This is a genomic window from Nocardioides luteus (genome assembly GCF_015752315.1).
GTDB lineage: Bacteria > Actinomycetota > Actinomycetes > Propionibacteriales > Nocardioidaceae > Nocardioides.
This window is the reverse complement of sequence record NZ_JADOVJ010000001.1, coordinates 4727892-4747662: the sequence shown is the minus strand read 5'-3', so window position 1 is coordinate 4747662 and position 19771 is coordinate 4727892. Positions and strand designations below refer to the sequence as shown.

Annotated in this window: 20 protein-coding genes; 17 read left to right on the top strand and 3 right to left on the bottom strand. The window is 70.3% G+C overall.

All coding sequences use genetic code 11. The annotated features are described in order from the left end of the window. Positions 1 to 11: 11 nt before the first annotated feature. Entirely contained in the window at positions 12 to 1250 is a 1239-nt protein-coding gene (rocD, locus tag HD557_RS22710) for an ornithine--oxo-acid transaminase (RefSeq protein WP_231380416.1), read from the bottom strand. A gap of 252 nt (positions 1251 to 1502) precedes the next feature. Between rocD and HD557_RS22705 the strand changes: the two genes are divergently transcribed. From HD557_RS22705 to glmM, 6 genes are all read left to right on the top strand, one after another. Continuing rightward, positions 1503 to 2960 carry a procyclic acidic repetitive family protein gene (locus HD557_RS22705; RefSeq protein WP_196875557.1) on the top strand — a complete coding sequence of 486 codons (1458 nt, stop codon included), beginning with the start codon at positions 1503 to 1505 and terminating at the stop codon, positions 2958 to 2960. Then, entirely contained in the window at positions 2957 to 3181 is a 225-nt protein-coding gene (locus tag HD557_RS22700; protein ID WP_196875556.1) for a hypothetical protein, read from the top strand. The genes HD557_RS22705 and HD557_RS22700 overlap by 4 nt, the downstream gene beginning before the upstream one ends. A 125-nt stretch (positions 3182 to 3306) precedes the next feature. Beyond that, complete coding sequence (locus tag HD557_RS22695) at positions 3307 to 3774, top strand: hypothetical protein (protein ID WP_196875555.1); 468 nt, start codon at positions 3307 to 3309, stop codon at positions 3772 to 3774. A 281-nt stretch (positions 3775 to 4055) separates the two neighbouring features. After that, the gene (rplM, locus tag HD557_RS22690; RefSeq protein WP_008362447.1) at positions 4056 to 4499 is read left to right on the top strand and encodes a 50S ribosomal protein L13; all 444 of its coding nucleotides are present in this window, start codon (positions 4056 to 4058) and stop codon (positions 4497 to 4499) included. Between the two features lie 14 nt (positions 4500 to 4513). After that, complete coding sequence (gene rpsI, locus HD557_RS22685) at positions 4514 to 5014, top strand: 30S ribosomal protein S9 (RefSeq protein ID WP_008362446.1); 501 nt, start codon at positions 4514 to 4516, stop codon at positions 5012 to 5014. A gap of 103 nt (positions 5015 to 5117) precedes the next feature. Continuing rightward, a complete protein-coding gene (gene glmM, locus HD557_RS22680; protein WP_008362444.1) occupies positions 5118 to 6473 on the top strand; it encodes a phosphoglucosamine mutase in 1356 nt (451 codons plus the stop codon). A gap of 144 nt (positions 6474 to 6617) precedes the next feature. Here glmM and coaA read toward each other — a convergent pair whose 3' ends face one another. After that, a complete protein-coding gene (gene coaA, locus HD557_RS22675) occupies positions 6618 to 7583 on the bottom strand; it encodes a type I pantothenate kinase (protein WP_008362442.1) in 966 nt (321 codons plus the stop codon). A 70-nt stretch (positions 7584 to 7653) separates the two neighbouring features. Here coaA and glmS point away from each other — a divergent pair, with 70 nt between their 5' ends. From glmS to tsaD, 10 genes are all read left to right on the top strand, one after another. Beyond that, complete coding sequence (gene glmS / locus HD557_RS22670; protein ID WP_008362441.1) at positions 7654 to 9498, top strand: glutamine--fructose-6-phosphate transaminase (isomerizing); 1845 nt, start codon at positions 7654 to 7656, stop codon at positions 9496 to 9498. Positions 9499 to 9511: 13 nt separating this feature from the next. After that, complete coding sequence (locus HD557_RS22665) at positions 9512 to 9865, top strand: holo-ACP synthase (RefSeq protein ID WP_008362440.1); 354 nt, start codon at positions 9512 to 9514, stop codon at positions 9863 to 9865. Between the two features lie 111 nt (positions 9866 to 9976). Continuing rightward, a complete protein-coding gene (locus tag HD557_RS22660) occupies positions 9977 to 11323 on the top strand; it encodes an NAD(P)H-hydrate epimerase (protein WP_231380415.1) in 1347 nt (448 codons plus the stop codon). 26 nt (positions 11324 to 11349) lie between these two features. After that, entirely contained in the window at positions 11350 to 12534 is a 1185-nt protein-coding gene (gene alr / locus HD557_RS22655; RefSeq protein WP_196875553.1) for an alanine racemase, read from the top strand. After that, complete coding sequence (locus tag HD557_RS22650) at positions 12531 to 13625, top strand: alpha/beta fold hydrolase (RefSeq protein WP_008362438.1); 1095 nt, start codon at positions 12531 to 12533, stop codon at positions 13623 to 13625. The genes alr and HD557_RS22650 overlap by 4 nt, the downstream gene beginning before the upstream one ends. Continuing rightward, positions 13622 to 14566 carry a tRNA (adenosine(37)-N6)-threonylcarbamoyltransferase complex ATPase subunit type 1 TsaE gene (gene tsaE / locus HD557_RS22645; protein WP_196875552.1) on the top strand — a complete coding sequence of 315 codons (945 nt, stop codon included), beginning with the start codon at positions 13622 to 13624 and terminating at the stop codon, positions 14564 to 14566. Before HD557_RS22650 ends, tsaE begins: the two co-directional genes overlap by 4 nt. Before the next feature lie 10 nt (positions 14567 to 14576). Beyond that, positions 14577 to 15245: a tRNA (adenosine(37)-N6)-threonylcarbamoyltransferase complex dimerization subunit type 1 TsaB gene (gene tsaB, locus HD557_RS22640; RefSeq protein ID WP_196875551.1), complete on the top strand. Its 669-nt coding sequence runs from the start codon at positions 14577 to 14579 to the stop codon at positions 15243 to 15245. Then, entirely contained in the window at positions 15242 to 15709 is a 468-nt protein-coding gene (gene rimI, locus HD557_RS22635; protein WP_196875550.1) for a ribosomal protein S18-alanine N-acetyltransferase, read from the top strand. The genes tsaB and rimI overlap by 4 nt, the downstream gene beginning before the upstream one ends. Before the next feature lie 46 nt (positions 15710 to 15755). Next, a complete protein-coding gene (locus HD557_RS22630; RefSeq protein ID WP_196875549.1) occupies positions 15756 to 16310 on the top strand; it encodes a TetR/AcrR family transcriptional regulator in 555 nt (184 codons plus the stop codon). A gap of 388 nt (positions 16311 to 16698) precedes the next feature. Continuing rightward, positions 16699 to 17760, top strand: coding sequence for a tRNA (adenosine(37)-N6)-threonylcarbamoyltransferase complex transferase subunit TsaD (gene tsaD / locus HD557_RS22625; RefSeq protein WP_196875548.1), 1062 nt, complete (start codon positions 16699 to 16701; stop codon positions 17758 to 17760). 3 nt (positions 17761 to 17763) lie between these two features. Here the strand turns inward: tsaD and HD557_RS22620 are convergent, their stop codons facing one another. Continuing rightward, positions 17764 to 18945, bottom strand: a complete 1182-nt coding sequence (locus tag HD557_RS22620; protein WP_196875547.1) for a class I SAM-dependent methyltransferase — start codon at positions 18943 to 18945, stop codon at positions 17764 to 17766. 95 nt (positions 18946 to 19040) lie between these two features. On the opposite strand from HD557_RS22620, the gene HD557_RS22615 reads away from it, so the two are divergent. After that, complete coding sequence (locus HD557_RS22615; protein ID WP_196875546.1) at positions 19041 to 19673, top strand: hypothetical protein; 633 nt, start codon at positions 19041 to 19043, stop codon at positions 19671 to 19673. Positions 19674 to 19771: the final 98 nt, after the last annotated feature.

Below are 19771 nucleotides of genomic sequence, written 5' to 3'. Positions count from 1 at the left end.
GGAGGCCGGGCCTACTCGGAGACAGCCGCCTCGAGCTGGTCGAGGGCCCAGTGGAGGTCGTCCTCGGCGATCACCAGGGGCGGGGCGAGGCGGATGGTGGAGCCGTGGGTGTCCTTGGCGAGCACGCCGCGGGCGAGGAGGCGCTCGCAGATCTCGCGACCGGTGCCGACGGCCGGGTCGATGTCGACGCCGGCCCACAGGCCGCGGGAGCGGAAGCCGACGATGCCCTTGCCGACCATCGCCATCAGCCGGTCGCGCAGGACCTGGCCGAGGGCCTCGGCGCGGGCCTGGAACTCGCCGGTCTCGAGCAGGTCGATGACGGCGGTGCCGACGGCGCAGGCGAGCGGGTTGCCACCGAAGGTGGAACCGTGCTGGCCGGGGCCGATGACGCCGAGCACGTCGCGGTCGGCGACGACGGCCGAGACCGGAACGATGCCGCCGCCGAGCGCCTTGCCGAGGATGTACATGTCCGGCTTCACGCCGGCGTGGTCGCAGGCGAAGGTGTAGCCGGTGCGGCCGAGGCCGGCCTGGATCTCGTCGGCGGCGAAGAGCACGTTCTCGCGGGTGCAGACCTCGCGGAGCCCGATCAGGAAGTCGTCGCCGGGGATGACCACGCCGGACTCGCCCTGGATCGGCTCGACCAGCACGGCCACCGTGTTGGGCGTGATGGCGGCCTCGATCGCGGCCAGGTCGGCGTACGGAACCATCACGAAGCCGGGGGCGAACGGACCGAAGCCGTCGCGGGCGTCGGCGTCGTCCGAGAAGCCGACGATCGTGGTCGTGCGGCCGTGGAAGTTGCCGGCCATCACGATGATCTCGGCCTGGTCGGCGGGGACACCCTTCACGTCGTAGCCCCACTTGCGGGCGACCTTGATCGCGGTCTCGACGGCCTCGGCGCCGGTGTTCATCGGCAGGACCATGTCCTTGCCGCACATCGCGGCCAGGCGGGCGGTGAACTCGGCGAACTGGTCGTGCACGAACGCGCGCGAGGTCAGGGTGACCTTGTCGAGCTGCTCACGGGCGGCGGACAGCAGTGCGGGGTGGCCGTGACCGAAGTTCAGCGCGCTGTAGCCGGCCAGCATGTCGAGGCAGCGGCGACCGTCGACGTCGGTCACCCAGGCGCCCTCGGCGTGGCTGATCACCACCTCGAGCGGGTGGTAGTTGTGCGCGGAGTGCGCCTCGGCGGCAGCGAAGGCGGCGGGGGTCAGGCTGGTCGCAACGGTGTCCTGAGCTTCGTTGAGCAGGGTCATCGCACTCCTCCATCTCGTGGGGCGTTCTGGGTGATCTGGGCCAAGATCATCTGATTGTCAGACAATCCTACGATCAGGCTACGCCAGATGCCTCATCGCTGTCGCCGGGTCGGTGACGCGGCAGCAAATACCGGTGCGGAGGGCGTGCGCCCCGGGGTATATGTTCCGTCAGCCATCTCGGCCCGCTTCGCGTTCTCTGGCAGCGAAGCAACCCCAAGACCATCTCGGGCAAGAGACTCGGAGGAACCACAGATGCGCGTACGCGCACTGGTGGCGGCTGCTGCCGTCGCCCTGATCGTGCCGGCGGTGCCGGCTTTCGCGACGGAGACCCCGTCCACCACCACGGACCCGTCGGAGACGGCGAGCGTCGAGACGACCCCGGCCGACTCGCAGCCAGCTCCCGAAACGGAGACCGAGGCGGGCACCGAGGCGGACACCGTGACGGAGCCGGAGGCCCAGCCCGAGACCCAGCCGGAGACCCAGCCGGAGACCCAGGCCGAGACCCAGCCCGGCGCCGAGGCGGAGCCTCCGGCGGCAGGCGTGGCGGAGGAGCCCGCGGCCGCCGTCGTGACCACGGTCGTGATCACCGTTCCCGCCACCGCCCCGGCCGGGGGCGCGACGTTCCCCGTGACGTACGACGTGGAGAACGTGGAGGCGCTCGGGGCCAACCCGGTGGCCAACTGGACGATCACCGGCTCGAACGGCACCTCGCCGAGCGGCCCGCAGTCGGCGCCGATCACGCTCGACGCCGCCGGTGTCGGGACGGTCCAGGCGACGATGCCGACCGCGACCGACACCTACCGTCTCACCGGGTTCGTCGAGGGTGAGAGCGGCGCGACCGACTCCGTCACCGTCGAGCTCGGGTCCGTCGACGCCACCAAGCCGGTCGTCACCCTGAGCCGCAGCCTGACGACCTTCTACCCCTACCCGGACGGCTACCGCGACACCGTCACGGCGAAGATGACCGTGAACGAGACCGTCGGCTACACCGCCAAGGTGGTCACCGCCGGCGGCACGCTGGTCCGCACCCTGGGCTCGTCGACGAGCTTCACCGGCACCACCTCCTACACCTGGAACGGCAACAACAACGCCGGCACCCGGGTCTCCGGCACCTTCCACGTCCGCATCGAGGCCAAGGACAAGGCCGGCAACGTCACCACCGCCCAGATCTCGGTCGCCGCGTCCGCCAAGAAGCTGACCTGGAAGACCTACAGCCGGACGCTCACCGCCGCGGACGCCCTCAACTACAAGTACGTCGGCTCCTGCTCGACCCTCAAGGCGCCCGCTCGCAGCGACTGGGCCGAGTCGCGCGGCCTGCGGTCGAACGTACGCTGCAAGGCCCCCGGCGACAGCGCGAAGGCCACCGTCTACACCGAGAACGTCAAGTGCCTGCCGAAGTCGGTCGACGGCAACTACCGCAACCTGACGCTCAAGCACTACGGCGGCCGTCCCAAGGGCTACACGAAGAACGTCTACGTGATCACCACCGTCCTGCGCCCGTCGGACTGGTCCTCGCGTCAGATCCACCAGTTCGGCAACTCGGTCAAGTGGAAGACGATGGCGTCCGTCGCCTCGCCCAACAGCCTGATCCAGAGCCGCACCTCGACCCAGTACTGCCCCGCCGTGTGGTGGACCGCCGGCCTCAACTCGAGCTCGCGCTACGACATCTGGAAGTACTCGGTCGGCATCCAGTACCGCGTGCTGGCGTGACCATGACGCGCACGCTGATGCTCTCCGTCGCCGCCGTGGTGCTGGTCGCCGGCGGTGCGTTCGGTGGCGCCCTCGCCCTCACCGGCGAGGACGAGCCGAAGCGCCCGGCCGTCGAGAAGGAGCAGCCGGCACCGGCCGGCCCCCAGGAGCGTCCGGAGCAGGATCCGGAGGAGGTCGCCGACCTCTACGCCCCCGAGGGTGAGGTCGGCGTCGACCAGTAGTCGACCGTAGGACAGAGAACGACGTACGCCGCCGGGGCGAGGCTCCGGCGGCGTACGTTCTGCTTTTCACCGAAGCCAAAGGTCTCGCACAGCGTCACCACAGGAACCCGGCGGACTCTGGAAACATGAGCGACAAGAGTACGGGCGACCAGGCCCCCGAACCGGTGGAGCCGACGGTCGAGCAGCCTCCCGCCGAGCAGCCGGCCGCCGAGCAGCCGGCCGCCGAGCAGCCTCCCGCCGCGCAGCCCGCGCCGGTGGCGTACGCACCGCCTGCCTACGGTCCTCCGACCGCGGCACCGGTGGCCGCACCGGCACCGAGGAAGAAGCTCTCCGACCGGGTCTTCGGCTGGAAGAGCGTCGCGGCCGCGGCGGCCGCCGGACTCGTCCTCGGTGGCGGCGTCGCCACCGGGGTCGTCGCCGCCGTCGTCGACGGTGGTTCCGACCGTGGCCCGCGGGAGCTGGGACAGATGCGAGGAGGCGGCGAGATGCCCTACGGCCAACCGCCCGACTTCGGTCAGGACGGCCGTGGTCCGGGCGGTTTCGGCCCGCCCCAGGACCAGTTCGGACGGTCCTTCCCGGGTCAGTCGAGCTGACCCGCCCCAAGAACGCGTACGCCGCCAGGCTCCCCGACCGGCGGCGTACGTCTTGATTTGTCTCCGCTGCGCGGGGACTCGTAACCTTGTGAGGTCGTGACTCCTGCCGCGTCCTGATCCAGGTTCGATGAGAACCGTCGCACGGTCAGGGGCGCAGATCCGGATGACTGCCGCTGGACTTCCAGCGGCGGGGCAAGCCGGGCCGTGTTCGTCAGAAGCCACGCAGCAACATCCCGCCTCCTGCACCCGCTGGGCGGGCACTACGAACTAAGAAGGCACACGTGCGTACTTACGCTCCCAAGCCGGGCGACATCGAGCGCGCCTGGCTCGTGATCGACGCGACCGACGTCCGTCTCGGCCGCCTCGCTGTCCAGGTCGCCGAGCTCCTCCGCGGCAAGCACAAGGCGATCTTCGCGCCCAACGCGGACACCGGCGACTTCGTCATCGTCATCAACGCCGAGAAGGTCTCCCTCTCCGGCAACAAGAAGACCACCAAGCTGGCTTACCGTCACTCGGGCTACCCGGGCGGTCTGACGGCCACCCCGATCGGTGAGGTCCTGGACAAGGACGCTCGCAAGGCGATCGAGAAGGCGGTGTGGGGCATGCTGCCGAAGAACAAGCTCGGCCGTCAGATGCTCAAGAAGCTGAAGGTCTACTCCGGCCCTGAGCACCCGCACGCCGCGCAGCAGGCCGTTCCGTTCGAGATCAAGCAGATCGCCCAGTGAGCCAGGACCAGAACATGACTGAGAACACCGTAGAGGTCGAGGAGACCTTCGAGACCGACGAGCAGGGCCTCGCGTACACCTCCGAGAGCGCCCCGTCCGCCGACACCCCCGAGCGCCCGGCGACCATCGCCCCGGCTGCCGCCACCGGCCGCCGCAAGGAGGCCGTCGCCCGCGTCCGGATCGTCCCGGGCACCGGCGCGTGGACCATCAACGGTCGCACCATCGAGGACTACTTCCCGAACAAGCTGCACCAGCAGGTCGCGAACGAGCCGTTCGTCGCGCTGCAGCTCGAGGGTCGCTTCGACGTGATCGCCCGCATCGACGGCGGCGGCATCGCCGGTCAGGCCGGCGCGCTGCGTCTCGGCGTGGCCCGTGCGCTGAACGACGTCGACGTCGAGGCCAACCGCCCGACCCTGAAGAAGGCCGGTCTGCTGACCCGCGACGCCCGCGTCGTGGAGCGGAAGAAGGCCGGTCTCAAGAAGGCCCGCAAGGCCTCGCAGTTCAGCAAGCGCTGATCGCCCTCGCGATCGCCTAGCATTGTTGGGGTGCCTCGGCTCGCCGAGGCACCCCGACTCATTTTCGGGCGGGGGCCGACGTACGAAAGAAGGTCACACGGACGTGGCACGCCTTTTCGGCACTGACGGAGTTCGCGGTCTCGCGAACGGCGAGGTCCTCACGGCCTCGCTCGCCCAGAACCTGGCGACCTCTGCAGCACTGGTCCTCACCGAGGAGCTTCGCGGCTCCGGCAGCGGACGCAAGCCGCTGGCGGTCATCGGCAACGACTCGCGCGTCTCGGGACAGTTCCTGCAGGCGACGGTCGCCGGCGGTCTGGCCTCGGCCGGCTGCGACGTGATCGAGGTCGGCGTGCTGCCGACGCCCGGGGTCGCCTACCTGACCGCGGCGCTGCAGGCCGACCTCGGCGTGGTCATCTCGGCCTCGCACAACCCGATGCCCGACAACGGCATCAAGTTCCTCCAGCGCGGCGGGCACAAGCTCGACGACATCCTCGAGGACCGGATCGAGGCACACCTCGACGAGCCCTGGGACCGCCCGACCGGCGCGTCGGTGGGCCGGATCTCGTCCCACGAGAACCCCGTGGAGACGTACGCAGCCCACCTGGTCTCCACGCTCGAGCGGCGCCTCGACGGACTGACCGTCGTCGTCGACTGCGCCAACGGTGCCGCTGCGGCCGCCGGGCCGCTGGCCCTGGACCAGGCCGGCGCGAAGGTGATCGCGATCAACGACACCAACGACGGCCTCTCGATCAACGACGGCGTCGGCTCGACCCACCCGGAGATGCTCCAGAAGGCTGTCGTCGAGCACGGTGCCGACGTCGGCTTCGCCTGGGACGGCGACGCCGACCGCTGCCTGGCCGTCGACGCCCAGGGCAACCTGGTCGACGGCGACCAGCTCATCGCGATCCTCGCCCTCGGGCTCCACGACGCCGGCCGGCTCCCGGACGACACCGTGGTCGTCACCGTGATGAGCAACCTCGGCTTCGTGAAGGCGATGGATGCCGCCGGCGTCCGCGTGAAGCAGACCGCCGTGGGCGACCGCTACGTGCTCGAGGAGATGCGCCGCGGCGGCTACGCCATCGGCGGCGAGCAGTCCGGCCACATCATCATGAGCGAGCACGCCACCACCGGCGACGGCATCCTCACCGCGCTGCACGTCCTGCAGCGGATGACCGACACCGGGCGTACGCTCGCCGACCTCGCCTCCGTCGTCACCCGGCTCCCGCAGGTCCTGCTCAACGTCAAGGGCGTCGACAAGGCCCGCTGCAAGAGCGACGACGGACTCCTCGAGGCCGTCGCCGCCGAGGAGAAGGCCCTCGCCGGCTCCGGCCGGATCCTGCTGCGCCCCTCCGGCACCGAGAATCTCGTACGCGTCATGGTCGAGGCCCCCACCCATCACGAGGCCGAGGCGTGTGCCGAGCGGCTCGCGGACGTGGTCCGGTCCCGCCTGGCGCTCTAGTTTCCACCGCTGGTCGAGCCGCGAGGCCGCCTGCGGCCGATCGTGTCGAGACCAACACAGTCCTGTCCAGCGCCGAGGGGACTGCGTTGGTCTCGACACGGGTTCGTTCGTTCCTCACGAACCCGGCTCGACCGACGGGGCGAATCAGATCTTGCGCAGGCGTACGTAGCGGACCGAGTGGTCGCTGTCCTTGCGGAGGACCAGGGTGGCGCGGGAGCGGGTCGGGAGGACGTTCTCGCGGAGGTTGGGGCCGTTGATCTCGTTCCAGATCTCGGTGGCGCGGGTGACGGCCTCGTCGTGCGACAGGGCCGCATATTTCGTGAAGTAGGACGACGGGTCGCGGAAGGCGGTCTCGCGCAGCCGGAGGAAGCGGTCGACGTACCACTGCTTGATGTCGCGCGACCCGGCATCGACGTAGACGGAGAAGTCGAAGAAGTCCGAGAGGGCCAGCGAGATGGTGCCGTCGGCGCGGACCCGGGAGGGCTGCAGGACGTTGAGTCCCTCGAGGATGACGATGTCGGGCTTCTTGACGGTCACGGTCTGGTCGGTGACGTCGTAGGTCAGGTGTGAGTAGATCGGCGCGCGCACCTCGTCCTCACCCGACTTGAGGTCGACGAGGAAGCGGAGCAGCGCCTTGCGGTCGTAGGACTCCGGGAAGCCCTTGCGCTCCATCAGGCCGCGCCGCTCGAGCTCGGCGTTGGGGTAGAGGAACCCGTCGGTGGTGACCAGGGCGACGTTGGGGTGCTCGGGCCAGTGGGCGAGCATCTGCTGGAGCACACGCGCGGTGGTCGACTTGCCGACCGCGACGGACCCGGCGACGCCGATGACGAAGGGCGTACGCTCCGGCATCGTCTTGCCGAGGAACAGCTCCTGCTGGTCGTGGAGCTTGGCCGAAGCGCTCACGTAGAGGCTGAGCAGGCGGCTCAGCGGCAGGTAGACCTCCTCGACCTCCTTGAGGTCTATCTGGTCGCCCAGGCCACGAAGCGACTCGATCTCGGCCTCGGTCAGCGGACTCTCGGTCTCGGTCGCGAGCTCGGCCCACGCGCTACGGTCGAGCTCGACGTAGGGCGAGGAGCCGCGGTCATCGCCGTGTGGCCCGGGGTGTGACATGGCAACGATTGTTACGCACACGCACCGCCACTTCCTTATGGGGCCCACGAGAGCCGTAGGATCATCCGCCATGTGCGGCATCGTTGGGTACGTCGGAGACCGGTCGGCGCAGGACGTCGTGATCGATGGCCTGAGGCGGTTGGAGTACCGCGGCTATGACTCGGCCGGGATCGCTCTGGTCGCTGACCGGAAGCTGGCCGTGGACAAGAAGGCCGGCAAGCTCGCCAACCTGGAGAAGGCGATCGCGGACACGCCGCTGCCGGCGGCGACGACCGGGATCGGCCACACCCGCTGGGCCACCCACGGTGGCCCGACCGACGGCAACGCGCACCCGCACGTCGGCCGCACCGGGCGCGTCGCGGTCGTCCACAACGGGATCATCGAGAACTTCGCCGAGCTGCGGGCCTCCCTGGAGACCGACGGGCACGAGTTCGCCTCGCAGACCGACACCGAGGTGGCCGCCCACCTGCTCGAGCGCGAGGTCGTCGGCGGGGCCGACCTGACCATCGCGATGCAGAAGGTCTGCTCGGTCCTGGAGGGCGCCTTCACCTTCGTCGCGGTCGACGCCGAGGACCCGTCCCGGGTCGTCGCCGCCCGGCGCAACAGCCCGCTCGTGGTCGGCCTGGGCGAGGGGGAGTCGTTCCTCGGCTCCGACGTCGCCGCCTTCATCGAGCACACCCGCGAGGCGCTCGAGCTCGACCAGGACCAGGTCGTCACGATCACCCGCGAGGGCGCGACGGTCACCAACTTCGACGGCACCCCTGCCGAGGGCCGCCGCTTCCACGTCGACTGGGACCTGGCCGCCGCCGAGAAGGACGGCCACGACTGGTTCATGCGCAAGGAGATCCTCGAGCAGCCTCGTGCTGTCGCCGACTCGCTGCTGGGGCGGCGTACGCCTTCGGGGTCGCTCCACCTTGACGAGATGCGGCTCGACGACGACGAGCTGCGTGAGGTCACCAAGATCATCATCATCGCCGCGGGGACTTCGTTCTACGCGGGCATGGTCGCGAAGTACGCCATCGAGCACTGGTGCCGGATCTCGGTCGAGGTGGAGCTGGCCTCCGAGTTCCGCTACCGCGACCCGATCCTCGACAACTCCACGCTGGTGGTGGCGATCTCGCAGTCCGGCGAGACCGCCGACACGCTGCAGGCGATCCGGCACGCGCGCTCGCAGCGCTCCAAGGTGCTGGCGATCTGCAACACCAACGGCTCCACGATCCCGCGCGAGTCCGACGCGGTCATCTACACCCACGCCGGCCCGGAGATCGGGGTCGCCTCGACCAAGGGGTACGTCACCCAGCTGGTCGCCTGCTACCTGCTCGCGCTCTACCTGGCCCAGGTCAAGGGCACGATGTACGGCGACGAGATCGACGGCGTGATGACCCAGCTCGAGGCGATGCCCTCGGCTGTGGAGAAGGTGCTCGAGACCGCGCCGCAGGTCTACGACCTGGCGCGTGAGTACGCCGACCGCCGGGCCTTCCTGTTCCTGGGCCGGCACGCCGGCTATCCGGTGGCTCTCGAGGGCGCGCTCAAGCTCAAGGAGCTCGCCTACCTGCACGCCGAGGGCTTCGCGGCCGGCGAGCTCAAGCACGGCCCGATCGCGCTGGTCGAGGAGGGCCTGCCGATCTGGTGCATCGTGCCCCCACGCGGCCGCGACTTCCTCCACGACAAGATGCGCTCGGGGATCATGGAGGTGCGGGCCCGCGGCGCCCGCACGATCGCGCTGGTCGAGGAGGGCGACGACTCGGTCGACTCGGTCTCCGACACGATCATCCGGCTGCCGAAGGTGCCGGTCCTCCTGCAGCCTCTCGTCGCGGTCGTGCCGCTGCAGCTCTTCGCGTGCCAGCTCGCCACCGAGCTCGGCTACGACGTCGACCAGCCCCGCAACCTCGCCAAGTCGGTCACGGTCGAGTGATGGCGCTGCGCTGATGGCCGTCATCGGAGTCGGGATCGACGTGTGCGACCTGGCGCGCTTCGAGGAGTCGCTGGAGCGTACGCCGCGGCTGCGTGAGCGCCTGTTCACCCCCGCCGAGGCGGGCAAGCCGATGGCGTCGCTGGCCGCCCGGTTCGCCGCCAAGGAGGCGCTCGCCAAGGCGCTTGGCGCGCCGCAGGGGATGGAGTGGCACGACGCCGAGGTGATCTCGGAGTCGTCGGGGCAGCCGCGGTTCGAGCTCCGCGGCACGGTGCTGGCGCAGGCCACGAAGCTCGGCGTCGCCACCGTCCACCTCTCGCTCTCCCACGACGCCGGCATCGCCTCGGCCATGGTCGTCCTGGAGGACTGACGGGCTTGTTCGAGCCCTTCGGCCCGGCCCCGGCATCGCTTCGGCGCGTAGGCTGGGGTCATGCGGCGTGCGCACTCGGTTGAGCAGGTCAGAGCGGCAGAGAAGGCCTTGATGGCGAGCCTGCCAGAAGGCGCCCTGATGCAGCGCGCGGCGGCCGGGCTGGCGTACGCGATCATCGGTCACCTCGGCGGTGCCTACGGCCGCCGGGTCGTCCTGCTGGTCGGGAGCGGCGACAACGGCGGAGACGCTTTGTACGCCGGGGCGCTGCTCGCGCGTCGCGGCGCTCGGGTCGAGGCGTGGTTGCTGTCGGATCGGGCGCATGCGGGTGGGATCAGTGCTCTGAAGGCGGCAGGGGGGACTGTTTCCTCTGGGGTGGTCATCTCGACAAGCTCGACCACCGGTGCGGATGTCGTCGTCGACGGGATCGTGGGGATCGGGGGGAAGCCGGGGCTCCGGCCGGAGGCCGAGGCGGCGCTGGAGATGCTCGCCGGCGTTCCGGTCGTCGCCGTCGACACGCCGAGCGGGGTCTGCGTCGATGCCGGGGAGGTCGACGGTGCGCACGTGACTGCCGACCTGACGGTCACCTTCGGCACCTACAAGCCGTGCCATCTGCTCGACCCGGCGGCCTCGGCCTGCGGGAAGGTCGAGCTGATCGACATCGGCCTCGACCTCCCGACGCCGGCCATCGAGAGCCTCGAGGCGGCCGACGTGGCCGCACTGGTGCCGCGCCCGGCCCCGGACGTGCACAAGTACACCCGCGGCGTGGTCGGCCTGCGGGTCGGCAGCGCCACCTATCCCGGCGCCGCGCTGCTCGCCGTCGCCGGCGCCAACACCGGGCTCGCCGGGATGGTCCGCTACGTCGGGACCGCCTCGGAGTGGGTCAAGCGCCAGCACCCGGAGGTGGTCGGCGACGGACAGGCCCAGGCGTGGGTGGTCGGCTCGGGCAGCGCCGACGGGGCCAACAGCGCGCTCGCGTTCGCGCGGGCCAGCGGCGTACCTCTGGTCATCGACGCCGACAGCCTCCGGCCGTTGTCGGGGCCGCTCGGCGTGCCGGCGATCCTGACTCCGCACGCGGGCGAGCTGGCGACGCTGATCCGGGAGGACCGCGCCGACATCGAGGCCCGGCCGCTGCACTACGCACGGCTCGCGGCCCAGCGGTTCCACGCGGTGGTGCTGCTCAAGGGCCGCCGCACCACGATCGCCTCGCCGGACCCCGACACGCCGGTACGCGTCAACACCACCGGCACCTCCTGGCTGGCCACCGCCGGGTCGGGCGACGTGCTCGGCGGGCTGATCGGCTCGCTCCTCGCCACCGGGCTCGCGCCCATCGACGCGGCCTCGGCCGGGGCCTGGCTGCACGGCGCGGCGGCGACGCTGGCGAGCGCCGGCGGGCCGGTCACGGCGAGCGGCGTCGCCGCGGCGATACCTGCCGTTATCCGATCCCTTCCTGCTGTCTGAAGTTAGCGGCAACTATCCTTGACAGCATGTCACCGAGCCCAGCGCCTCGGGCTCCGCTTCGGCGAGCCGAGATCGTCATCGACCTCGCCGCGATCCGCCACAACGTCTCGCGGCTGAAGGAGCACCTTCGTACGCCGATCATGACGGTGGTGAAGGCCGACGGCTACGGGCACGGCCTGGTCCAGGCCGGACGGGCCGCTCGCGAGGGCGGTGCCGACTGGCTCGGCGTGGCCTCGGCCGACGAGGCGCTCGCGCTGCGCGCTGCCGGCGACGAGGGCCGGCTGCTGGCCTGGCTGATCATGCCGAGCGAACCCGCCGAGGACCTCGTGGCCGCGGACATCGACGTCACCGCCTACACCGTCGCCGACCTGGAGAAGTTCGCCGCCGCCGGCGACGCCCTGGGCCGTACGCCGCGGGTGCAGCTCAAGGTGGACACCGGGCTCTCCCGGGGTGGTGCGGCCTTCGCCGACTGGGGCAACCTGGTCGCTCGGGCGCGGATCCTCGAGGCCGAGGGAGCGATCCGGGTCACCGGGATCTGGTCCCACTTCAGCGCGAGCGAGAACACCGCCGACCCGGCCAGCGCCCTCCAGGAGAAGGTCTTCGGCGAGGCGCTCGCGGTCGCCGAGGAGGCCGGCCTCCGGCCCGAGGTGCGCCACCTGGCCAACTCCGCGGGAGCGCTGCTGCGCCCCAGTGCACGGCTCGACCTGGTGCGGGTCGGGATCGCGACGTACGGCATCGACCCGGCGCCGGGCGTGGAGGGATCGCCGTGGGACGAGCTCGGACTCGTCCCGGCGATGACCGTGCGCGCCGAGCTGGCGCTGGTGAAGCAGATCGAGGCCGGTGCCGGCGTCTCCTACAACCACACCTGGGTGGCCGAGGAGCCGACCACCGTCGGGCTGATCCCGGTCGGCTACGCCGAGGGCATCCAGCGGCGTGCCGGGAACCGTGCGTCGGTGTGGGTGGACGGCGCGCGGCGCCCCGTGCGCGGCACCGTCTGCATGGACCAGATCGTGGTCGATCTCGGCGACGCCTCGGTCGAACCAGGTGCCGAGGTGGTTCTGTGGGGTACCGGTGCCGACGGCGAGCCGACCGCCCAGGACTGGGCCGAGGCGAGCGAGACCATCGCCTACGAGGTCGTCACCAGGATCGGAGGACGGATGAAGCGCCGTTACGTCGACACCGAGCAGACCGAACAGGGAGGCGACCAATGAGCATCGCAACACGGATCGGTCAGATCGCGGCAGGGACGTTGGGGGCTGCTGCGGTCGCTGCCGCGGCCCGCGGCGCGGTCGTGGTCAAGAAGCGCCGCCGCGCGATCGAGGAACGCCCCGAGGACCGGACCCCGCTCGGCACGCTGCGGTCCTGTCCGGTCACGGTGGTGACCTCCGACGGCGTACCTCTCCACGTCGAGGTCGACGAGGTCGACGCGGCGCACACCCATAACGGCGGGTCGAGCAACGTGACGCTCGTCTTCGTGCACGGCTACTGCCTCAACCTCGACTGCTGGCACTTCCAGCGCGCCGCCTACCGCGGCCTGGTGCGGTCGGTCTTCTACGACCAGCGCAGCCACGGCCGCAGCGGCCGGTCCTCGCTCGGCAACGCCACGATCGACCAGCTCGGTGACGACCTGCTCCGGGTGCTGGACGCGGTCGTGCCGGAGGGTCCGGTGATCCTGGTCGGCCACTCGATGGGCGGGATGACGATCGCCGCGCTCGCCGAGGACCACCCCGAGCTGTTCGCTCCCTACGACGAGGGTGGCCGCATCATCGGCGCCGCCCTGATCTCGACGACCGCCGGTGGTCTGGACCCGAGCCGGCTGCTGATCCCGGTGCTCCCGGCCAAGCTGTCCGGCGGGATCGCCAACAGCACCATGCGCACACTGGCCCGCGGGCACGGCATCGTCGACCGGTTCCGCGCCATGGGGTCCTCGGTGGCGACCGTCTTCACCGACGTGTTCGCCTTCGGGGACGAGGTGCCCGAGGCGTACGTCGAGTTCGTCGACGGGCTGCTCTCGCAGACGCCGTTCGAGGTGGTCGCGGAGTTCTTCCCGAGCTTCCGTGCGCTGGACAAGTTCTCGTCGATCACCACGCTCGGCCGGGTGCCGACCACGGTCATCTGCGGCACCGCGGACCGGCTCACCTCGATCGGCCACAGCCGCAAGCTGCACTCCTACATCCCCGGCTCGCGGCTGGTGGAGTGCGAGAACGCCGGTCACATGGTCATCCTCGAGCGGCACGGTCAGGTCAACGCCGAGCTCGACCAGCTGCTCGCCTCGGCCACCCGGGATGCGGCATCGGCATGACGCTCGACTTCGAGCGGGTCGGGGCGGAGGCCGCGGCCGAGGTGCTCGCCATCGTCCGCACGGCCTTCTCCGCCCGCCGAGCCCTGGACCCGCCCGCCGATGCGCTCGGGGAGACCGAGGCGTCGATGAAGGATCGCCTCTCCGGCTTCGGGGGCGTCCTGGCGCGGTTGGACGGGGTCGGCGTCGGGACCGTCGTGATGGATCCCGCCGACTCGACCATGTGGCTGCGTCGTTTCGCTGTTCTGCCTGATCAGCAGGGTCATGGCGTAGCGCACAAGATGGTGACGTACGCCGCCGGGCTGGCGCGCTCGGAGGGTTTCGGCGATCTCGCGGTGATCGCTCGTGAGGAGCTGCCGGAGACGTTGCGGTTCTGGGAGCGGCAAGGCTTTCGCGAGGTCTCGCGGGATTCGCCCGCGGTGCGGCTGCATCGTCCGCTGAACGAGCATGTCGTCGAGGCGCTCGACCCCGACGCGATGTTCGAGCTGGGCCGGCGGGTGGCCGGTCTGCTCGCCGCCGGGGACGTACTCGTCCTCTCCGGCGGCCTCGGTGCCGGCAAGACCACCTTCACCAAGGGCCTCGGGGCGGGGCTGGGGGTGCGCGGTGAGATCACCTCGCCGACCTTCGTGATCGCCCGGGTGCATCCCTCGACGGTCGGCGGGCCCGAGCTCGTCCACGTCGACGCCTATCGGCTGGGCGGGATCGAGGAGCTCGACGACCTCGACCTGGACACCGATCTCGACGATGCGGTCACCGTCGTCGAGTGGGGTGAGGGCCTGGCCGAGGGGCTCTCCGAGTCGCGGCTGGAGATCCGGATCGTCCGTGCCGAGGCCGACGAGGCTCCGCTGGATCTGGTCGATGCGCCCGACGGCGCCGATCCTCGGCGCGTGGAGATCGTTCCTGTCGGGGCCCGTTGGCGCGGCGTCGACCTGAGCGCGCTCTAGGGTGTGAGTCGTGCTTCTCGCCTTTGACACCGCAACACCTCAGGTCACCGTGGCGCTCCACGACGGTGACGACGTCGTCGCCGAGCTCGCCTCCGACCGGACCATGAAGCACGGCGAGCAGCTCGCGCCGCTGATCTCCGACATCCTGGCGGCGGCCGGGATCGTACGTCAGGACCTGACCGCCATCGCCGTGGGCGCCGGTCCGGGGCCGTTCACCGGTCTCCGGGTCGGTCTGGTCACCGCCCGGACGCTCGGGTTCGCGCTGGATATCCCGGTCTACGCGGCCTGCACCCTGGACGTGCTCGCGGTGGAGGCCGTGGTCTCGACAAGCTCGACCACCAGGGACATCGAGGGCGGGTTCTTCGTGGCGACCGATGCGCGGCGCAAGGAGGTCTACCTGGCCTCCTACGACGCGGATGGCGTACGCCTCGAGGGACCTGTCGTCGCCCGCCCTGCCGACGTCGCCACCTCGATGCCGGTGGTCGGTGAGGGGGCGTTGCTCTACCCGGACGCGTTCCCGACGCCGCTCGGTCCGCAGCGTCCCTCCGCGGGTTGGCTGGCCCGTGCGGTGGCCGAGGAGCGGGTCGAGCTGATGGACCCCGAACCGCTCTATCTGCGCCGGCCCGATGCGGTGGAGCAGGCTGCGCAGAAGAAGGCGCAGAAGAAGGTCTTGCAGTGACCGTACGCTCGGCGGGTCCGGACGACGTCGACGCGATCGCCGACCTCGAGGTCGAGGCGTTTCCCGACGACGCCTGGACGCCCGAGTACCTGCAGGTGGCGATCGAAGGCAAGATGCCCACCGTCCGGATCCTGGTCGCCGTCGATGACGCGGGGACGGTCGTCGGTCATGCGCTGGTGAGCGTCGTCTACGAGATCGCCGAGCTCCAGCGGATCGCGACCGCCGAGGAGCAGCGCCGCCGTGGGATCGGTGGGTCGCTCCTCGCGGCGTCGATCGACCTCGCTCGGAGCGAGGGAGCCGAGCGACTTCTCCTCGAGGTGCGTGAAGGCAACGTCGCGGCCCTCCAGTTCTACGACCAGGCGGGATTCGTCGAGATCGACCGTCGCGAGCGCTACTACCGCGACGGGGCGACGGGGATCGTGCTGGCGATGGAGCTCGCCGGCCCGACGGCGACATCTGGCTGAGGCCGTATCGGCTGAAATGTCGGTGGTCTGTGGTGCGATCAGTGTCATGGCCTTCAACCGCAGCGGTTTCGAATCGACGACAGCCGGCCTCGCCCTGGCGAGGACGATCGGGCGCGACGGCTTGCGTGCGCCCACCCTCAAGGTGGTTGCCGAGGAGGCGAACATGGCGGTGTCGACGCTGCACAAGTGGTTCGCCGGGCGGGAGAACATGCTGCCCCATGCCACCGCCGGATTCGCCGGCATCTACTGGGAGGAGATCGCTCGGCGCGTGAACCTACGGGGATGGGCCGGCTACCTGCCTTCTACGGGGGACGAGCTGTTCTTTCTCAGGGCCTGGCTGGGCATCGAGGAACTCGCTCGGACGAACGACGATGTCGGCGAGGCGGTCCGCTACCTGTGGCACAACGTCAGGTTCTGGCTCAGCAGCTCGATCGGCCGGGAACTCACCGACTACGAATCGGGTGGGCTGGTGATATTGCTCCGTGGGCTGTGGGACGGCCTCTGCTCCGCCGATCCGGTCGAGCCTGATCTCGCGCAACAACTCTGGGCCGCCGCTTACTCAGCCCTCCACGACGATCTGGACAGCGCCCAAGCCGCCTGAGGGCGTGGGCCTTCGTCTGAGCGGTTCTCGGGGCCTCTCTCGCGCGGGCCCGTGAGTCCGGGCGAACGAAAGTTCTTTCGCGCGCCTGTGGCGAATGAAGGTTCGTTCACGTGTCGGGGGTGAATGAAAGTTCGTTCACATGTCGGGGGTGAATGAAAGTTCGTTCACGTGTCGGGGGTGAATGAAAGTTCGTTCACATGTCCGGGGTGAATGAAAGTTCGTTCACATGTCCGGGGTGAATGAAGATTCGTTCACGCGTCCGGGGTGAATGAAGATTCGTTCACGCGTCCGAGGTGAATGAAAATTCGTTCGTCCGCCGAAGCCAGGGGCGGCGTCCCCGCCCGGGCCGGCGCTCAGCATCAGAGCGACGTGGAGGCAGAATGGGCTCATGACTTCCGGTGCCCTCGTTGATGAGCCCCTGGTCCTCGGGATCGAGACGTCGTGCGATGAGACGGGAATCGGTGTCGTGCGCGGTCACACGCTGCTGGCCGACGCGGTGGCGAGCAGCGTCGAGGAGCATGCCCGGTTCGGTGGGGTCGTTCCCGAGGTCGCGAGCCGGGCGCACCTGGAGGCGATGGTGCCGACGATCGAGCGTGCCTGCGAGGAGTCGGGGATCAAGCTGAACGACGTCGACGCGGTCGCCGTCACCGCCGGCCCCGGGCTCGCCGGCGCCCTGCTGGTCGGGGTGGCCGCGGCCAAGGCCCTCGCTCTCGGGCTCGACAAGCCGATCTACGGGGTCAACCACCTGGCCTCGCACGTCGCGGTCGACCAGCTCCAGCACGGCCCGCTGCCCGAACCCTGCGTGGCGATGCTCGTCTCCGGCGGCCACTCCAGTCTGCTCAAGGTCACCGACATCACCGAGGGCGTCGACCCGATGGGCGCGACGATCGACGACGCAGCGGGGGAGGCCTTCGACAAGGTCGCCCGGCTGCTCGGTCTGGGCTTCCCTGGCGGCCCGGTGATCGACAGGACCGCCACCTCGGGCAGCTCGATCGCGATCGACTTCCCCCGCGGGCTGACCAGCCGCCGCGACCTCGAACGACACCGCTTCGACTTCTCCTTCTCCGGCCTCAAGACCGCGGTCGCCCGCTGGATCGAGGCCAAGGAGCGCAGCGGCGAGCCGGTCCCGGTCGCCGACGTGGCCGCCAGCTTCCAGGAGGCCGTGGTCGACGTCCTGGTGCGGAAGGCCCTCGACGCGGCCTCCTCCGAAGGCATCGAGGACATCATCATCGGCGGCGGGGTCGCTGCCAACAGCCGGCTCCGCGTGCTCGCCGAGGAGCGGGCCACCAAGCTCGGCATCCGGGTCCGGGTCCCGCGCCCGGGCCTGTGCACGGACAACGGTGCGATGGTGGCGGCTCTCGGGGCGGAGATGGTGGCGAGGGGGCGTACGCCCTCGGCCCTGGATCTTCCGGCCGACTCCTCCCAGCCGATCACGACCGTCCTGGTCTGACCCTCAGAAGGGCCGTACCAACAGACACGTCCCCTCGCCGGCAACCCTGGTGAGCACGACCGTCGCCTCGGCCGTGCCCGACAGCGCGAGCCGCTTGCGGAGCTGTTCGGGCACGACCTGCACGCCGCGCTTCTTGATGGTCAGCTTCCCGATGCCCCGCTCGCGGAGCGCCGCCTTGAGCTGCTTCTCCCGGTAGGGGAGCTCCTCGAGCACCTGATACCCACGGGCGAAGGGCGTCTCGAAGGAGGCGGAGGAGGTGACGTACGCGATGTGCTCGTCGACCAGGTGCCCCTGCACCCCGGCGGCGACGGCGGTGACCAGCCCGGCACGGATCACCGCGCCGTCGGGCTCGTAGAGGAACTCGGCGACCTCGCCGACCTCGCCGCCCGGATCATCCTCGGAGGTGAGCGTCGCCAGGCCGCGCTCGCCGATCACGGTGGCGCGTCGATGCGTACTGGCCAGCGAGCCCGACCACAGCGCGGCCTCCTTGACCTCGCCCCGGTCACTGACCCACTCGGCCTCGACCTTCTCGGGGACGAGGTCGTGCGGGATCCCCGGTGCGACCTTCACGCAGGCATCGCGGTCGAAGAGCGTCTCGACCCACGACCACGGCGGGGTCCACCCCTCGGCAGAGAAGACCCGGCCCTTGGCGCCGCGACGTGCCGGATCGGCGTACGCCACGTCGAACGGGGAATGGTCGACGCCGGTCGCGTCGGCGACGGTGACCGCGCCGGGCAGCCCGAGAGCATCGAGATTCGCCTGGGCGACGGCGACCCGTTCCGGATCGTTGTCGACCCCGGCAGCGGTGAGCCCGGCGCGCGAGGAGGCGATCAGGTCGCCGCCGATCCCGCAGCCGAGGTCGATGACGCTCGCCGCGTCGAAGGCACGCAGCCGCGCCGACCGGTGGTGGGCGACGGCGAGGCGGGTGGCCTGCTCGAGGCCGTCGGGGGTGAAGTACATCCTGGGCGCCAGGTCGCCGAACTTGGCGGTCGCCTTCCGGCGCAGTTCGACCTGGGTCATCGCGGCGGCCACGCGCTCGGCGGTCTCGTCCTTGCGCAGAGCGGTCTGCACCGCCAGAGCCGAGCCTTTGCCGTCGGCAGCGTCCGACGACGTCATCTCGGTGGCCCGCGCCAACAGCCGTTGCCCGTCATCGGTCAGCAACCAGGCGAAGGCATCGAGGTCCATGCACCGATCCTCTCAGGCGAGTTTCCGGACGCGGCAAACTCCATTACCGGGTGGGGTGTTTATGTAGGATCCGCCGAGTGCGTAGATCCCCCCGCATGATCCCCCCGATCCTTTGGGCAGCCGGAGCCGTCATGACCCTGCTGTCGCTGACGCTCACCCCGCCCGCGTCGGCCGACACCGCGACTCCGGTGAGCCAGTGCTCATCCGGTGACCGCTCCTACACATCGGTGGGTGCCACGTCCGCCACCGCGACGGCGCCCGACGGCTACCGGATCGCGTCGTTCTGCGTGGTCGGACGCGGGAACGCCGGCGCCGAGCGCCACACGCTCTCCACGCCGCAGCGGACCACGGTCATCAGTCACAGCAGCGGCAAGCAGCTGGAGAGCTACTCGGTGACGTACGTGCAGACCCCGGTCGCCAGCGAGCCCGAATCGGACCAGGAGACCGCGGCGCCGGAGGAGGAACCGACGGCCGACGTCACCGCGGAAGCGCCGGAGGAGAAGGTGGAGCAGAGCGGCTCGGCCGGCACCAAGAAGTCCGTGGTCCCGGATGAGCCGTCCTCCCTGGGCCCCCTGCTGAGCGATGGCGAGGAGCTCGAGATCACCACATTCGAGGAAAAGGACGAGAGCGAGGATCGCTGGTCCGTCCTGGTCGTCGGAGGCATCATCGTCCTGGGGCTCGTGGCCGGTGCCATCGCCCTGACGGTGAGGCTCCCCGGACAGCGATAGCCGGGCCTTGCTGGCACTCATTGTGGTCGAGTGCTAACGTCTGCATTGGCACTCTCCCCTTGAGTGTGCCAGCGCTTGCGAGCCGGGTGCGACCCCCG

Excerpts from the sequence above, each read along its gene's own strand:
- rocD (WP_231380416.1), bottom strand. The coding sequence starts at position 1,250 with ATGACCCTGCTCAACGAAGCTCAGGACACCGTTGCGACCAGCCTGACC.
- HD557_RS22705 (WP_196875557.1), top strand. The coding sequence starts at position 1,503 with ATGCGCGTACGCGCACTGGTGGCGGCTGCTGCCGTCGCCCTGATCGTG.
- HD557_RS22695 (WP_196875555.1), top strand. The coding sequence starts at position 3,307 with ATGAGCGACAAGAGTACGGGCGACCAGGCCCCCGAACCGGTGGAGCCG.
- rpsI (WP_008362446.1), top strand. The coding sequence starts at position 4,514 with ATGACTGAGAACACCGTAGAGGTCGAGGAGACCTTCGAGACCGACGAG.
- coaA (WP_008362442.1), bottom strand. The coding sequence starts at position 7,583 with ATGTCACACCCCGGGCCACACGGCGATGACCGCGGCTCCTCGCCCTAC.
- glmS (WP_008362441.1), top strand. The coding sequence starts at position 7,654 with ATGTGCGGCATCGTTGGGTACGTCGGAGACCGGTCGGCGCAGGACGTC.
- HD557_RS22665 (WP_008362440.1), top strand. The coding sequence starts at position 9,512 with ATGGCCGTCATCGGAGTCGGGATCGACGTGTGCGACCTGGCGCGCTTC.
- HD557_RS22660 (WP_231380415.1), top strand. The coding sequence starts at position 9,977 with ATGGCGAGCCTGCCAGAAGGCGCCCTGATGCAGCGCGCGGCGGCCGGG.
- alr (WP_196875553.1), top strand. The coding sequence starts at position 11,350 with ATGTCACCGAGCCCAGCGCCTCGGGCTCCGCTTCGGCGAGCCGAGATC.
- HD557_RS22650 (WP_008362438.1), top strand. The coding sequence starts at position 12,531 with ATGAGCATCGCAACACGGATCGGTCAGATCGCGGCAGGGACGTTGGGG.
- tsaE (WP_196875552.1), top strand. The coding sequence starts at position 13,622 with ATGACGCTCGACTTCGAGCGGGTCGGGGCGGAGGCCGCGGCCGAGGTG.
- HD557_RS22630 (WP_196875549.1), top strand. The coding sequence starts at position 15,756 with ATGGCCTTCAACCGCAGCGGTTTCGAATCGACGACAGCCGGCCTCGCC.
- tsaD (WP_196875548.1), top strand. The coding sequence starts at position 16,699 with ATGACTTCCGGTGCCCTCGTTGATGAGCCCCTGGTCCTCGGGATCGAG.
- HD557_RS22620 (WP_196875547.1), bottom strand. The coding sequence starts at position 18,945 with ATGGACCTCGATGCCTTCGCCTGGTTGCTGACCGATGACGGGCAACGG.
- HD557_RS22615 (WP_196875546.1), top strand. The coding sequence starts at position 19,041 with ATGATCCCCCCGATCCTTTGGGCAGCCGGAGCCGTCATGACCCTGCTG.